General features: G+C 71.3%; 12 protein-coding genes. 5 read left to right on the top strand and 7 right to left on the bottom strand.

Features of this window, described 5'->3' with window-relative positions; all coding sequences use genetic code 11:
- Window positions 1-7 precede the first annotated feature (7 nt).
- The 5 genes from O3438_RS17070 to O3438_RS17090 form a co-directional block, all read right to left on the bottom strand.
- The gene (locus tag O3438_RS17070; RefSeq protein WP_269680895.1) at window positions 8-388 is read right to left on the bottom strand and encodes a MoaD family protein; all 381 of its coding nucleotides are present in this window, start codon (window positions 386-388) and stop codon (window positions 8-10) included.
- 65 nt (window positions 389-453) lie between these two features.
- Window positions 454-942, bottom strand: coding sequence for a Mov34/MPN/PAD-1 family protein (locus O3438_RS17075; RefSeq protein ID WP_145785271.1), 489 nt, complete (start codon window positions 940-942; stop codon window positions 454-456).
- 52 nt (window positions 943-994) lie between these two features.
- Window positions 995-1,489 carry a DUF2017 domain-containing protein gene (locus O3438_RS17080; protein ID WP_197699390.1) on the bottom strand — a complete coding sequence of 165 codons (495 nt, stop codon included), beginning with the start codon at window positions 1,487-1,489 and terminating at the stop codon, window positions 995-997.
- A 2-nt stretch (window positions 1,490-1,491) separates the two neighbouring features.
- Window positions 1,492-1,782 (bottom strand): ATP-dependent Clp protease adapter ClpS, encoded by a 291-nt coding sequence (gene clpS / locus O3438_RS17085; protein ID WP_030487198.1) that lies wholly within the window; start codon window positions 1,780-1,782, stop codon window positions 1,492-1,494.
- A gap of 148 nt (window positions 1,783-1,930) precedes the next feature.
- Window positions 1,931-3,481, bottom strand: a complete 1,551-nt coding sequence (locus O3438_RS17090; protein WP_269680896.1) for a hypothetical protein — start codon at window positions 3,479-3,481, stop codon at window positions 1,931-1,933.
- A 196-nt stretch (window positions 3,482-3,677) separates the two neighbouring features.
- Here O3438_RS17090 and O3438_RS17095 point away from each other — a divergent pair, with 196 nt between their 5' ends.
- The 4 genes from O3438_RS17095 to O3438_RS17110 are packed head-to-tail and all read left to right on the top strand — an operon-like array spanning window position 3,678 to window position 9,568.
- Complete coding sequence (locus O3438_RS17095) at window positions 3,678-6,356, top strand: LuxR C-terminal-related transcriptional regulator (protein ID WP_269680897.1); 2,679 nt, start codon at window positions 3,678-3,680, stop codon at window positions 6,354-6,356.
- Between the two features lie 16 nt (window positions 6,357-6,372).
- Window positions 6,373-7,659 (top strand): nicotinate phosphoribosyltransferase, encoded by a 1,287-nt coding sequence (locus O3438_RS17100; protein WP_269680898.1) that lies wholly within the window; start codon window positions 6,373-6,375, stop codon window positions 7,657-7,659.
- Between the two features lie 36 nt (window positions 7,660-7,695).
- Window positions 7,696-8,277, top strand: a complete 582-nt coding sequence (locus O3438_RS17105; RefSeq protein ID WP_269680899.1) for an isochorismatase family protein — start codon at window positions 7,696-7,698, stop codon at window positions 8,275-8,277.
- Between the two features lie 40 nt (window positions 8,278-8,317).
- Complete coding sequence (locus O3438_RS17110; RefSeq protein WP_269680900.1) at window positions 8,318-9,568, top strand: MFS transporter; 1,251 nt, start codon at window positions 8,318-8,320, stop codon at window positions 9,566-9,568.
- Window positions 9,569-10,094: 526 nt separating this feature from the next.
- On the opposite strand, the gene ctaD is transcribed toward O3438_RS17110, so the two are convergent.
- Together ctaD and O3438_RS17120 are read right to left on the bottom strand one after the other, a co-directional pair.
- A complete protein-coding gene (gene ctaD / locus O3438_RS17115; protein WP_269680901.1) occupies window positions 10,095-11,855 on the bottom strand; it encodes an aa3-type cytochrome oxidase subunit I in 1,761 nt (586 codons plus the stop codon).
- A gap of 130 nt (window positions 11,856-11,985) precedes the next feature.
- Entirely contained in the window at window positions 11,986-13,092 is a 1,107-nt protein-coding gene (locus tag O3438_RS17120; RefSeq protein ID WP_269680902.1) for an FAD-dependent monooxygenase, read from the bottom strand.
- A 317-nt stretch (window positions 13,093-13,409) separates the two neighbouring features.
- On the opposite strand from O3438_RS17120, the gene O3438_RS17125 reads away from it, so the two are divergent.
- Window positions 13,410-14,534, top strand: coding sequence for a GH12 family glycosyl hydrolase domain-containing protein (locus O3438_RS17125; protein ID WP_269680903.1), 1,125 nt, complete (start codon window positions 13,410-13,412; stop codon window positions 14,532-14,534).
- Window positions 14,535-14,642: the final 108 nt, after the last annotated feature.

The following is a 14,642-nucleotide window of genomic DNA, read 5'->3' on the forward strand; positions in this document are numbered from 1 at the left end:
GCCGACCTCAGCGAACCGCGACGGCGTCGCGGGCCATCGCCACAGCGGGAGAGCTGATCGCCGCTGCCGCCGCGCTGTGCGAGCTGATCGCCGCCGCGGCGGCGAAGCCGAACGCGCCGCCGGCCACGGCCGGCAGGATGGTGACGCTGTCGCCGTCGGAGAGCTTGGCGTCCAGCGCGCCGAGGAAACGGACGTCCTCGTCGTTGACGTAGACGTTGACGAAGCGGTGCAAGGTGCCCGCCTCGGTGATCAGCCGGCCGCGCAGACCGCCGTGCCGGGAGTCCAGGTCGTTGAGCAGATCGGCGAGGGTGTCGCCGGCGCCTTCGACGACCTTGGCGCCGCCGGTGTAGCTACGCAGGATGGTGGGGATGCGAACCTCAATGGCCATGATGTCGAGCTCCTCGATCGGGTGTGCCTACGGTGACGGGACGAGACGGGTCGGACGCTGACGGATCAGCGGCCGGAACACTCGTAGTCGACCGTCGCCGGGCTCTGCCCGAACATGTAGGACTGGACGGCATGCGGGTCGACGCCGGCCTCCACGACCTGAACCGGCTCCTCGGTGATCACGCCGTCGACGATCCGGAACGACCGGATCTCCTCCGAGTCGGGCTCACGGGTCGAGACGAGCAGGTAGTGCGCGCCGGGCTCGCCCGCGAAGGAGACATCCGTCCGCGACGGGTACGCCTCGGTGGCGGTGTGCGAGTGGTAGATGACGACGGGCTCCTCGTCCCGGTCGTCCATCTCCCGCCACACCCGCAGGTGCTCCATCGAGTCGAACTCGTAGAAGGTCATCGACCGAGCGGCGTTGTCCATCGGGATGTGCCGGGTCGGGGTGTCGCTGCCGACGGGCCCGGCGACGACGCCGCACGCCTCGTCGGGGTGGTCCCGGCGCGCGTGGGCGACGATCGCGTCGATGATCGACCGGTCGATGCTCAGCACGAGCACCAGCCTAACGCCTGACGAGCACGGGCCGAAGTGGTGCCGGTCACGCCTAGTCGATCAAGGCGTTGAGCAGCGACTCCTGCAAATATCCGAGGTACGCGTAGACCGAAAGCTGGAACACCCGGCTGGACGCCGGGTCCTCCGCGACCGCGTCGTCCAACTCCTCGCCCAGATCCGTGCCGTCCTTGATCTCCAGCCGGACACCCATCGCGAGCCGTGCGTCGTTGAGCGCCCGCAGCCACGCCTCGGCCGCCTCGGCGTCCAGCCGGACCTCGCCGCCCGCCTCGTCGGGGAGCGCGGCCAGGATCGCCCCGGCCTGGTCGATCTTCGCGGTCTTCAGGTCGCCCTCGGTGTAGCGGCGGAACTCGGCGGTGCCCGAAGCATCCTGCGGATAGACCGCCGGGAAGAGCCGACCGACGACCGGGTCGGTGTGGTCGAACCCATCGGTGAGAAGGCCGACCACCTCGGAGGCGACCTTGCGCAACACCCGCGCCTCGTCCACGGCGAAGGTGGCGACGTAACAGCCGGCCTGGCGACGGAACATGCTCACGACTTGTCCACCGTCGCCCACAGCCCGTACGCGTGCAACTGCGACGCGTCGTGCTCCATCCGCTCCCGGGCACCGGTGGAGACCACGGCACGGCCCTTGTGGTGCACGTCAAGCATCAGCTGCTCGGCCCTCTCCCGGCTGTAGCCGAAAAGCTTCTGGAAGACCCAGGTCACGTACGTCATCAGATTGACCGGGTCGTCCCACACGATCGTCACCCACTGCCGGTCGGACGCCGGCACCTCGTCAGTGGCCGGCGTCTCGACCGGTGCAACCTGCGGAGCCGCCATGCCCCCCATCGTGCCACCGGATTCCCGGAACCGAGGAACCGGAACGCCGGCCCGTCGTGGATCGCCCACCCCGGGCACCCCTGAGGCACCCCGCCCGCCGTCTGACGCGCGGTGTGACACGAACCCGGACCGAGGTGCCACCGCGCGGTCAGGCGAGCAGGATGCCGTGGTCGACTGCATCGGAGAGCACCGCGCCCAGCGAGAGGCGGATCACCTCGAACCGCCGGGAGACCTCCCGGGACAACCCCAGCTCGACCTCCCGCACCGCCCGCTGGGACCAGGCCCGCGCCGCACTGTGGTCGTCGTTGCCGGGCGTACGCCACTGCTGCCAGCACCCGCCGGAGAGCGCCACCGCGACCGGCGGGAGCACCTCGGCGCGGGCCGCCGCCGGATAGCTGGCGAGGGCGTCGATCGCCTCCGCGCCGGTCAACGTCGCGACCCCGGCCGTGCTGGTGATCAGCAGCACCTTGTCCAACTCGTGGCCGGGCTGGTCGTCGACCAGGCCGTACTGCACGGCAGTGGCGATCCGTCGCCGCACGCCTTCGGTGGGAGGCGCGGCGAGCACCTGGCCCACGACGTCGGCCATGATGCCGCGCACCGCCTGGTCGCACTGCGCCGTGGCCAACAACGACAACGCCGCCATCTCCCGGTCCAGTAGATCCGGTAGGCCCGCGCAGCCGACCCCGAAGACGATCTCCTGGACCGCCCGCAGGTGGATGTTCGCCAACTCCAGGGCGAGGTGCTGGCGGATCCGCTGGGCGCACGAACGGGTGTGGCGGTCGAGTCGTTCGGACCAGTCGCCCGGGTCGGCGGCCACCGGGATGCGGCCCTGCCCACCCGGCAACACGGGCGGGTCGACACTGGCCCGTTGCAGACCCTCCCGGGACGACCAACCCACCAGCGCGCGCCGCAGATCGGCGGCGGCGTCGGCGTCACCGACCGGGAACCACCGTGCGCCGGCCAGCGCGGGCACTGCGGCCAGCAGCGCCGCGCGATGTGCCGCCACGGTGACCGAGGCCGAGTCGACCTCCGTCGCCGCACCCTCGGCCGGCGGGACGGACGCCCCCGCGCCCTCCGTAGTCGCCGCGCCGTCTGCCGGTGGGGCCCAACCCGCCGCACCAGGGGTAACCGCGAAGACGACCTCCACCGAGGTGGGGGCGACCTCGGTGAGCAGGTTGAGCTCCGCGGCGGTGAACGCCTGGTCGGCAGCGATCACGAAGAGCAGCGCGCCGGCCCGGCCCACCGCGTCGACCAGCACCCGGGTGCCGGCCACGCCGAGCGTGGCGGTGTCCGGACTGTCGATCAGGGTGAAGTGGCGCAGCAGCGGCTCGGGCACGCTCAACTCGACACGCCGGGGCGGACGGGCCAACGCGGGCCCGGCGGCGTTGCGGTCGGCACCGTAGGAGTGCGGCTGGCGGTAACCGGGCACGAACGCGGCCCGAGTGGGCACCTTGGCGTTGCGCACCACCAGCCAACTGCCGGTCGGCACGGTGAGCATGACCGGGTCGAGCCCGAGCAGGGTGGCGAGCACGGCACGCCGGTCGGCGCCGGCCGGGCCGACGGCGACCACGCCGAGCGGCTCCTCCGGGGCAGGGCCGGTCACGCCGACCCGGGTGGGCAGCGGACCGCAGGTGGGCAGGTCGGCTGGGCCGGCCATGTCGTCCGGCGAGTCGACCGAGGGGAGAGGGCCCTGCTTCATCAGGTGACCTCCCGTGGCAGGTGACCGGCTGCCCGGTCGCGTGGAAGATCCGGTGCACAACCCGGATGCCCGAACAGTACGTGCGGGCCAGCAACCGGGCGGAACACATCGGATACTCATCGGTAATTGTGCGACTACTCAACTTCGTTGGGTGACGGTACGGGCGCAGACGGATTCCGGTCGATATGCTGCGCGAATGAGTCGGTGGGAGTTCGTCGGCCGGACAGATGAGCTGAACCGCCTGCTGGCGGCGGTGACCGGCGAGGCCGGCCGCGGGCTCTTCTTCAGCGGCAGCGCGGGCATCGGCAAGAGTCGATTGCTGCGCGAGGGCGTCAACGCGTTGCCCACCGACCGGTTCGCGATCTGGTCCATCGCGGCCAGCGCCACCACCGCCGCGTTGCCGTTCGGCGGTCTGGTGCAGGTCCTCCCCGCCGAGCAGCCGCAGGGCCTCTCCCCCGCCGGCATCCTGCGCTGGGCGCTCAACGTGCTGCAACAGCAGGCGGCGGGCCGACGCATCGTCCTCGCCATCGACGACGCGCACCTGCTCGACCCGCCCTCGGCGGCGCTGGTGCACCTGGTCGCCCGCGCGGAGAACGCCACAGTGCTCGGCACCCTGCGCGACGGCGAGCAGATCCCGCTGCCGATCCGCGCACTCTGGACCGACGACCTGGTCGAGCACGTCGAACTGAGCCCGATGCCGCAGGAGGAGACGGCGGGCCTGCTGGCGGCGATCCTGGGTGGTCCGGTGGACTCCGGCTCCGCCGACCGGCTCGGGGAGCTGTCGGCCGGCAACCCGCTGCTGCTCCGCGAGTTGGTGCACGCCGCGAGCGGCAGCGCGGAGTTGAAGCGCACCTACGGGATCTGGAAGTGGACCGGGCGACTGGAGTTGGCGCCCAACCTGACCGACCTGATCGACACCCGGGTCGGCAAGCTCACCGACGGCGTCCGTGCGGTCGTCGAGCTGGTGGCCTTCGGCGAGCCGCTCGGGCTGCACCTGCTCAAACAGGCCGCCGACCAGGCGGACGTGGAGACCGCCGAGGAACGCGGCCTGATCAGTGTGATCCAGCACGACCGGCGGACCGACGTCCGGCTGGCCCACCCGCTCTACGGCGAGGTAATGCGCCGCCGCTGCCCGGTCAGCCGCACCCGCCGCCTCCAGGCGAACCTCGCGGCACTGCTCGAACAGGTGGGCAAGCGTCGCCGCGACGACCTGCTGCGCGTGGCGGTCTGGCGACTCGACTCGGGCACCGCACAGGACCCTTCGCTCCTGGTCGATGCCGCGATCCAGGCGTTCACCCGCTACGACGTGCCGTTGGCCACCCGCCTGGCACGCGCCGCGCTCAACGCCGACGGCGGCTCCGACGCGGCAGAACTGCTGGCCACCATCCTGATGTTCGCCGACCGGCCCGAGGAGGCGATCGCTGTCCTCGACACGGTCACCCCCGAGCCCGGCGACGAGCGGCGGCTCTGCCGCTGGCTGACGGTACGCGGGATGGTCAGCTACTGGGGGTTGAGCCGAGAGTCCACGGTGGAGGAGATCGCGAGCCGCGTCGAGCAACTCAGCGACTCCGCGGACCGGTCCCGGGTGCACGCCTTCGAGGCGATCATGCGCCTGCACGGCATGGACACGGCAACCGCCGTGCGGCTCAGCCAACGCGTACTGGACCGGCCGGCCGCCGGCGTCGCCGCCCGCGAGCTGGCGCGTTCCACCATCGCGTACGTGCAGGCCGCGCAGGGCCAGCTCAACCGCAGCGGTACGGCTATCGCCCAGGTGCACTCCGCGGCGGCCAACTGGCGCACCGACATGCCGTACCTCCAGTTGGCACTGGAGCTGGCCCGGGGCACCAAGCTCATGCTGACCGGCGACCTGGCCGGCATCGACTCGATCGTGGCCGACGAGTTCGCGGACCTCGCCGGTGCCGGTGACTTCCGGCTCGGCACCGGCTACCTCGCCATCCTCCAGGCGTACGCAGCCCGGATGCGTGGGCAGAGCGACGCGGCGATGCGGACGGCCCTGGGCGCGTGCGCGGTGCTGGCCACCAGCCGGGTCTACGCCGGCCTGGCGCAGGCGGAGCGCGCCCAGTCGGCGGCGCTGCGCGGTGACGCCGCGCAGGCGACGGCGGCGATGGCCGAGGCGGACCGCACCCACGCGCCGGGCATGGCGGTGCTCTACCCGTGGCTGGAGCAGGCTCGGGGCGCCGCCCTCGCCGCGTCGGGCGACCTGCCGGGCGCGGTCAAGCACCTCGAGGACCTGGTGGACCGGCTGCGCGCTGACGATTTCGCCGGGCACGAGGTGCACGTCCTGCACGACCTGGTGCGACTGGACCAGGCGAGCATGCCGGTCGGTCCCACCTGCTCCGACGGTGGCCGCCGGACGGTCGCCCAGCGCCTCGCCGAGCTGTCCGAACGGGTCGACGGGGTGCTTCCGCCGCTGCTGGCCCGGCACGCCCGCGCCGCGGTGACCGACTCCGCCACCGACCTGCTCGCGGTCGCCGACGATTATGCCGCCCTGGAGTTGACCGTATACGCGGCCGAGGCCACCGCCCAGGCCGTGCAGCGGTTGCGCCGGCAGCACTCGGCGGCCGCCAACGACGCCCGGGAGCGCCTCGCCGGGCTGCTCGGGCGATGTGACTCGATCCGGACGCCGGCGCTGCGGGCGGGCGCGCCGGTGCTCACCGAGCGGGAGTGGCAGGTGGCCCGTCTCGCCGCGCACGGCGCGCCCAGCCGGGCCATCGCCGAACGGTTGTATCTCTCGGCACGCACCGTGGAGAACCACCTCCAGCGGATCTACACCAAGCTCGGTGTGACCGGCCGCGCCGAGCTGTGGGCCGCGCTGCGCTCGATCCCGGGCCACGAGGGCGGCGACGCGGGCTGAACCTTAGGCTGGGGCGGTGAGCAACCACCGACCCGCGCTGCTGACCGACCACTACGAGCTGACCATGGTCAGCGCGGCACTGAGGGACGGCACCGCCGACCGCCGGTGTGTCTTCGAGGTGTTCAGCCGCCGACTGCCCAGTGGTCGCCGGTACGGCGTGGTCGCCGGCACCGGTCGGCTGGTCGATCTGATCCGCGACTTCCAGTTCGACCCCACCGCTGTCGACTTCCTCCGCCGGACGGGGGTGGTCGACGAGTCGGCCGCCGGGTGGCTCACCGACTACCGCTTCACCGGCGACATCGACGGGTACGCCGAGGGTGAGCTGTTCTTCCCGGGCTCACCGATCCTCACCGTCTCCGGCGGATTCGCCGAGTGCGTGGTGCTGGAGACACTCGTGCTCTCCGTCCTCAACCACGACAGCGCTGTCGCCGCGGCGGCGGCCCGCATGGTGACCGCCGCGCGGGGCCGGACCCTCATCGAGATGGGGTCACGTCGGGCGCACGAGGAGGCCGCCGTGGCGGCGGCGCGTGCCGCGTACCTGGCCGGGTTCCGGTTCACGTCCAACCTCGCCGCCGGTGCGCGCTACGGCATCCCGACGGCCGGCACGGCGGCGCACGCGTTCACCCTGCTGCACGACGACGAGCGGGCGGCGTTCGCCTCGCAGGTCGCCACGCTGGGCAGGGACACCACGCTGCTGGTCGACACGTACGACATCAGTCAGGGCATCCGCAACGCGATCGCGGTGGCCGGGCCGGACCTGCGGGCGGTACGGATCGACTCGGGCGACCTGGCGGTGATCGCCCAGCAGTCCCGCGAACTGCTCGACTCGCTGGGCGCCACCGAAACGAAGATCATCGTTAGTGGTGACCTCGACGAGTACGCGATCGCCGCGTTGGCCGCCGAACCGGTGGACATGTACGGCGCCGGCACGGCAGTGGTCACCGGCTCCGGGGCACCGACCGCCGGGCTGGTCTACAAGCTCGTCGAGGTCGAGGGGCGGCCGGTGGTGAAGCGCTCCGAGCACAAGGCCACCATCGGCGGCCGGAAGGTAGCGGTCCGCCGGCACAAGCCGACCGGCACCGCCACCGAGGAGATCATCGTCCCGCAGGGCGTGCCGGACCGGAAGCCGAACGACCGCATGCTCCAGCACTCGTACGTGGCTGACGGCGAGCCCGTGTCGCTGCCCACCCTCGACCAGTCGCGGGAGCACCTGCGTGAATGCCTGATCTCCATCCCGTGGGAGGGGTTGAAGCTGTCGGCCGGCGACCCCGCCGTGCCGGTCACCGTCGTGCCCGCTGACTGAGCCCTCCCACCGAATCGATCTGGAAAGGGAACCCCGATGGCCAACGCGCTGATCATCGTGGACGTGCAGAACGACTTCTGCGAGGGCGGCTCGTTGGCCGTCGCGGGTGGCGCGGGGGTGGCCGCGGGCATCTCCCGGCTGCTCGCCAACGAGCCGGACCGGTGGACACACGTCGTCGCCACCAAGGACTACCACGTCGACCCGGGCGCTCACTTCGGCGATCCGCCGGACTTCGTGGAGTCCTGGCCCCGGCACTGCGTGGTCGGCACCAGCGGCTCGGAGTTCCACCCGGAACTGGACGCCGCCCGGGTCGAGGCGATCTTCCACAAGGGCGAGCACGCGGCGGCGTACTCCGGGTTCGAGGGGCACGCCGCCGACGGCGAGTGCCTGGCCGACTGGCTGCGCCGGCACGACGTGGACCGGGTCGACGTGGTCGGCATCGCCACCGACCACTGCGTGCGGGCGACCGCGCTGGACGCCGCCCGGGAGGGGTTCGCCACCACTGTGCTGCTGGAGCTGACCGCAGCCGTCGCCCCGGCGACCACCGACGTGGCACTGCGCGCGATGGAGGGCGCCGGGGTGACTCTGCACGGGGATCCTGTGATCACTGCCGCATGAGGGCGTAAATGGTTGGCCATCGGGCCGTCCTCCGTCGAGGATGTCGCCGGAGGTACGGACCCACGTGAACATGAAGCCTTACCGGCAGGCGCTCGCACTGCCCGGCCTGCGGTCGCTGCTGGTGGTGGCCGTCCTCGCCCGCATCCCGCTCACCGCGACCGGGGTGACGCTGACCTTCCACGTGGTGTTCGACCTCGGTCGAGGTTACGGAGCCGCCGGCCTGGTGGGCACGGCCGTCACGGTGGGCGCGGCGATCGGCGGGCCGATCCTCGGCCGACTGGTGGACCGGCGGGGCCTACGCCCGGTGCTGGTGCTCACCGGCATCGCCGAGGCCATCTTCTGGTCGATCGCGCCGTCGCTGTCGTACCCCCTGCTGTTGCCGCTTGCCTTCGTGGCCGGCTCGCTGGCACTGCCGATCTTCTCCGTGGTCCGTCAGTCGATCGCCGCGCTGGTCCCGGAGGACCAACGCCGTCCGGCGTACGCGTTGGACTCCATGTCGGTGGAGCTGTCGTTCATGATCGGCCCGGCGTTGGCCGTCGCCCTGGTGACCGCGATCTCCGCGCAGACCACCATGTACCTGGTCGGCGGGGGCATCGTCGCCGCCGGGATCGCCCTCTGGGTGGTCAACCCGCCGATCCGGGAGGCCACCGCTGAGCCGAGCGGCCCACCACAGCCGGTACGTCGCCGGGAGTGGCTGACTCCCCGACTGCTCGCCGTACTGGCGCTCAGCGCCGCGGCGACCCTGGTGCTCGGCGGCACGGACGTGGCGGTGGTCGCGGTGCTGCGGGCCAGCGGCGAGGTGGGCTGGACCGGCGCGGTGCTGGCCATCTGGGCGGTCGCCTCACTCGCCGGCGGGTTCGCCTACGGAGCTGTGCACCGCTCGTTCTCCCCACTGGCGTTGACCGCCGCTCTGGCCCTGTGCACCATCCCGGTCGGGTTGGGTGGTGCGCACTGGTGGCTGCTCAGCCTGGCGCTGATCCCGGCCGGCGCGCTCTGCGCGCCGACCATCGCGGCCGGCTCCGACGCGGTGAGCCGCCTGGTCCCGGCCCAGGTACGCGGTGAGGCGATGGGGCTGCACGGGTCGGCGGTCACCGTGGGCATCGCGATCGGCGCGCCGCTCGCCGGCGCGGTGATCGACGCCAGCTCGCCGGTCTGGGGCTTCGTGGTCACCGGAGCACTCGGCGCGTTGGTCACCCTGGTGGTGCTCCCGATCGAGCTGCGCCGCCGCCGCAACGCCGCCACGGCCAACTCGCACTCCATCGAAACCGACCTCACCTCCGTCAGCCACTGACGGCGCGTCGGCCACTGACGGCGCGTCCCTCGACGGACGAAGGCCACCCCTTCGCCCTTCGCCCTTCGCCCTTCGCCGCACGGCCGCACGGCCGCACCGCGAACACCGCCGGCAACCTCCCGGCGCGGTTGCGACCAACGCCCCGGGATGCCGCTGCCCACTGCTCCCCTCGCGGCCGGACGAAGGCATGTGCGCGAACAGCGGATATACCTGTGAGTCATAAATATGACTCACAGGTATATCGCTCAGAAGCAGCACCGCCCGGATATGGCAGGGCGAAGAAGACCGCGCCGCGCCGCGCAGGGCGAGGGCTGGCCCGGGCTGCGCCACGCCGCGTCGCACCGAGCCAGCCACGCCGAGGCCAAGCCCACGCCGAGGCCGAGCCCAGGGCGCTGCCGGGCCAAGGCCGGCGCCAGAGCCGAGAGCCGGGGCGGAGGCCGAGCGGGATGGCGCCTGGCAACGGCGACGGGCGCCGCTCCCGGGATGGTCCCGGGGGCGGCGCCCGTCGTACTGCCGAGTTCGAGCGTCAGTGCCTGTCGATGTCGCTGGCGGTGTCCTCGCGGTAGCTCGCACCGCCGTCCGACTCGCTGGTGAGCGGCTTGGAGCCACCCTCCGGCGGGCCGGCCAGGCTCTGACCGCCGGCGGCCAGCTCCGGGAACTTCGCGTCGAACGCCGGCCGCTCCGAGCGGATGCGGGGCATCTTGTCGAAGTTGCGCAGCGGCGGCGGGCTGCTGGTCGCCCACTCCAGCGAGTTGCCGTGACCCCAGGGGTCGTTCACCTCGACCACCGGGCCGGTCTTGTACGACTTCCAGCAGTTGTAGATGAACGGCAGCGTGGAGATACCGGTGATGAACGCGCCGATCGTGGAGATCATGTTCAGCGTGGTGAAGCCGTCACCGGGCAGGTAGTCGGCGTACCGACGGGGCATGCCCTCGTTGCCGAGCCAGTGCTGCACCAGGAACGTGGTGTGGAAGCCGATCATGGTGAGCCAGAAGTGCACCTTGCCCAGCCGCTCGTCGAGCATCCGGCCGAACATCTTCGGGAACCAGAAGTAGATGCCGGCGAACACCGCGAACACGATCGTGCCGAAGAGCACGTAGTGGAAGTGCGCCACCACGAAGTACGAGTCCGACACGTGGAAGTCGATCGGCGGGCTGGCCAGCAGCACACCGGTCAGACCACCGAAGAGGAAGGTGACCAGGAAGCCGACCGCCCAGAGCATGGGCGTCTCGAAGCTGATCTGGCCCCGCCACATGGTGCCGATCCAGTTGAAGAACTTCATACCGGTCGGCACGGCGATCAGGTAGCTCAGGAAGCTGAAGAACGGCAGCAGCACCTGGCCGGTGGCGAACATGTGGTGCGCCCAGACGCTCATCGAGAGCGCGGCGATCGCCACGGTCGCGGCGACCAGACCCTTGTAACCGAAGATCGGCTTACGGGAGAAGACCGGGATGACCTCGCTGATGATGCCGAAGAACGGCAGCGCGACGATGTACACCTCGGGGTGTCCGAAGAACCAGAACAGGTGCTGCCAGAGCATCGGCCCGCCGGTTGCCGGGTCGTACACGTGGGCGCCGAGGATGCGGTCCGCGGCCAGCGCGAACAGCGCGGCGGCCAGCAGCGGGAAGACCAGGATCACCAGGAGGCTGGTGACCAGGATGTTCCACGTGAAGATCGGCATCCGGAACATGGTCATGCCGGGCGCGCGCAGGGTCAGCACCGTGGTGATCATGTTCACCGCGCCGAGGATGGTGCCCAGACCGGAGATGGCCAGACCCATGATCCACATGTTGGCGCCGACGCCGGGCGAGTGCTCGACGCTGCTCAGCGGCGCGTACGCGAACCAGCCGAAGTCGGCGGCGCCACCCGGGGTGATGAACCCGGCGGTCGCCATCGTGCCGCCGAACAGGTACAGCCAGTAGGCGAAGCTGTTCAGCCGGGGGAAGGAGACGTCGGGTGCGCCGATCTGGATCGGCACGATGTAGTTCGCGAAGGCGAACACGATCGGCGTCGCGAAGAACAGCAACATGATCGTGCCGTGCATCGTGAAGAGCTGGTTGTACTGCTCCGGCGACAGGAACTGCAGCCCGGGTCGGGCCAGCTCAGCCCGCATGATCAGGGCCATCAGGCCACCGATCATGAAGAACACGAACGCGGTGATCATGTACATGATCCCGATCTGCTTCGCGTCCGTGGTTCGCAGCAGCCGCGCGATGGCCGACCCCTTGACCGGCTCCCGGACCGGCCAGGGCCGGGTCACGACCGGCTTGGGTGCGACGGTGGTCACGAGTGGCCTCCGGTTCTCGGTTGTCCCGCTCGGCACACGCTGGTTATCGGCGGGCCGTCATCCGCAAGGAGGATAGTCCCCGGCAGGTCGCAGCGCCGCGTGGGGTGGCGTGACACGATCTACAACGGGGCTACAGCGGGCCGAGCAGCAACCGGTAGTGCTCCCCGAAGATCCGGTCGCCGCGGCCGCGCAGCAGGGGGTCGCGCAGCGCCGGCGGCACGTCCCTGGTCCGGTTGCGGTCCCGGGTCCGGTCCCGCACCCATCGGGTACGCGGGCGGCGACGACTCTCGTACGCGACCAGGGCCGCGTCGACACTGTTGGCGGCGCGCAGCGACTCGGCCAGCACCACCGCGTCCTCCAGGGCCATCGCCGCCCCCTGGGAGAGCGTCGGTGCGGTGGCGTGCGCGGCGTCGCCGACCAGCAGCACCCGCCCCCGGTGCCAGCGGCCCAACTCCACCTCGTCGGTGATCCCGACGTGCACCTCGTCGAGCGCGGCCAGCACCTCGGGCACCGGGCCCCGATAGTCGGCGAAGAGTTCCCGCAGCCGCGCGAGGGGCTCGGCGGGCTCCTCGGTGCCGGCCTCGTCGGCGTACAGGTGCAGTCGCCCGGCGCCGATCGGCACCATCAGGAAACCGGAGCGCTGGCCGAGCAGGGCGGTCCACTCGGCGACCGGCGGGCCATCCCGCAGCACCGCCCGGTAGACCACCTGCCCGACCGGCCGGGGCGGCCCTCCGAGCGCGGCCAGCGCCCGCACCGAGGAGCGCGGCCCGTCGGCGCCAATGACCAGGTCGTACTCAGTTGTGGTGCCGTCGGTGAAGGTGACGCCGACCGCGCCGGGCAGCAGTTCCAGGGTGCGGACCTCGGCGCCGTGCCGGACGGCCCCGCCGGCGCCGCTGAGCAGCACCCGGTGCAGGTCGGCCCGGGGCAACGCGCGACATTCCCCGACCCCCGCCCACAGGGTGTCGAGGTCGACTTCGCAGAGGTGCGCGCCGGCGGCGTCGAAGAAGTGCTGCCGGTGGATCACCTGCCCGAGCGGGCGGACCGGGTCGTGCAGGTCGAGCCGGTGCAGCGCGCGGGCGGCGTTGCCGGGCAGGTAGAGGCCGGTTTCGGTGGACTCCCCCGGCGGCAGCTTGTCGGTGACGTCCGGCCGAAAGCCCGCCAGGCGCAGCGCCCGGGCCACGGCGAGGCCAGCGATGCCCGCGCCGACGACGAGGATGCGCAGGGGGGAGCCACCCATGGTGGTGTACGCCTCCGGAGGGGGAGCGGAACGCGTTGGAGGCAACACGCTACTCGGAGCTATTGCCCCACACCAGGCCCCAATCGGCCGTCTCGGCGACTCCCGTCGGCGGTTCGCGGCGCTCAGCTGGCCGTCGGGTGACAGCCGTCCGGCGGGGGCGTGGCAATCCTCACAATTCGCCAGTTTGACGCATGCAGTTGCGCCCTAGTTTCAAGCATGTAAATGTGTCGTTGAGCGTGGGAGCGCTCCCGCACCACCCCACCACCCCACCACCCCACCACATCCGGCGCCCGGCACGCGCCGAGTCAAGGAGCGTCATGAAACGTCAACTTCGGGCCCTGGCCGCCGCCGGGCTCCTCCTCACCAGCTCACTGGTGGCCGTGGCCCTCGGCGGCACCGCCTCCGCCGACACCCTGATCTGTGAGCAGTACGGCTCGACCACCATCCAGGGTCGCTACGTGGTGCAGAACAACCGCTGGGGCACCACCGCCCAGCAGTGCATCAACGTCACCAACAACGGCTTCGAGATCAGGACGCTGAACGGGAGCAGCCCCACCAACGGGGCTCCCACGGCGTACCCCTCGGTGTTCTTCGGTTGTCATTACACCAACTGCTCCCCCGGCACGAACCTGCCGATGCAGGTGAGTCAGATCAGCAGCGCCACCAGCAGCATCTCCTACCGGTACGTCAGCGGCGCCACCTACAACGCGTCGTACGACATCTGGTTGGACCCGTCGCCCAAGCGGGACGGGGTGAACCAGATGGAGATCATGATCTGGCTCAACCGACAGGGCTCGATCCAGCCCATCGGCTCGGTGGTCGGCACCACCAACCTCGCCGGCCGCACCTGGGAGGTCTGGCGGGGCAGCAACGGCTCCAACAACGTCATCTCCTACGTCGCGCAGTCGGCGATCTCCAGCCTGAACTTCAGCGTGCTGGACTTCATCAACGACACCCGCAACCGGGGCGCGATCACCAACTCCTGGTACCTGACCAGCATCCAGGCGGGCTTCGAGCCGTGGCAGGGTGGCGTCGGCCTCGCGGTGACCTCGTTCTCGGCCAACGTCAACGGCGGCGGCAACCCCACCAACCCGCCGCCGACCACCCCGCCGCCGAGCGGTGGCGCGAGCTGCGCGGTGAAGTACACGGCCAACTCGTGGGGCAACGGCTTCACGGCCGACGTGCAGGTGACCAACACCGGGTCCAGCGCGATCAACGGCTGGACGCTGAACTACAGCCTGCCCAGCGGGCAGACCGTCACCAACGCGTGGAACGCCACGGTCAGCCAGAGCGGCTCCGCGGTGACCGCCCGCAACGTCGGCCACAACGGGTCCATCGCACCCGGTGGCACGGCGAGCTTCGGCTACCAGGGGACGCTGAACGGGGCGTACTCGTCGCCGAGCAGCTTCTCGCTCAACGGGGCGACCTGCTCGCGCAACTGAGCCGACCCACCACCACATGCGGGGGCGCGACCGTCCAGGTCGCGCCCCCGCACGTCGCTGGTCACACGCCTAACGAGGTCGACGGCGCGACAATCCGCGTGGCATCTC

Origin of the sequence: Micromonospora sp. WMMC250, from assembly GCF_027460215.1 — a bacterium.
Classification (GTDB): domain Bacteria; phylum Actinomycetota; class Actinomycetes; order Mycobacteriales; family Micromonosporaceae; genus Micromonospora; species Micromonospora taraxaci.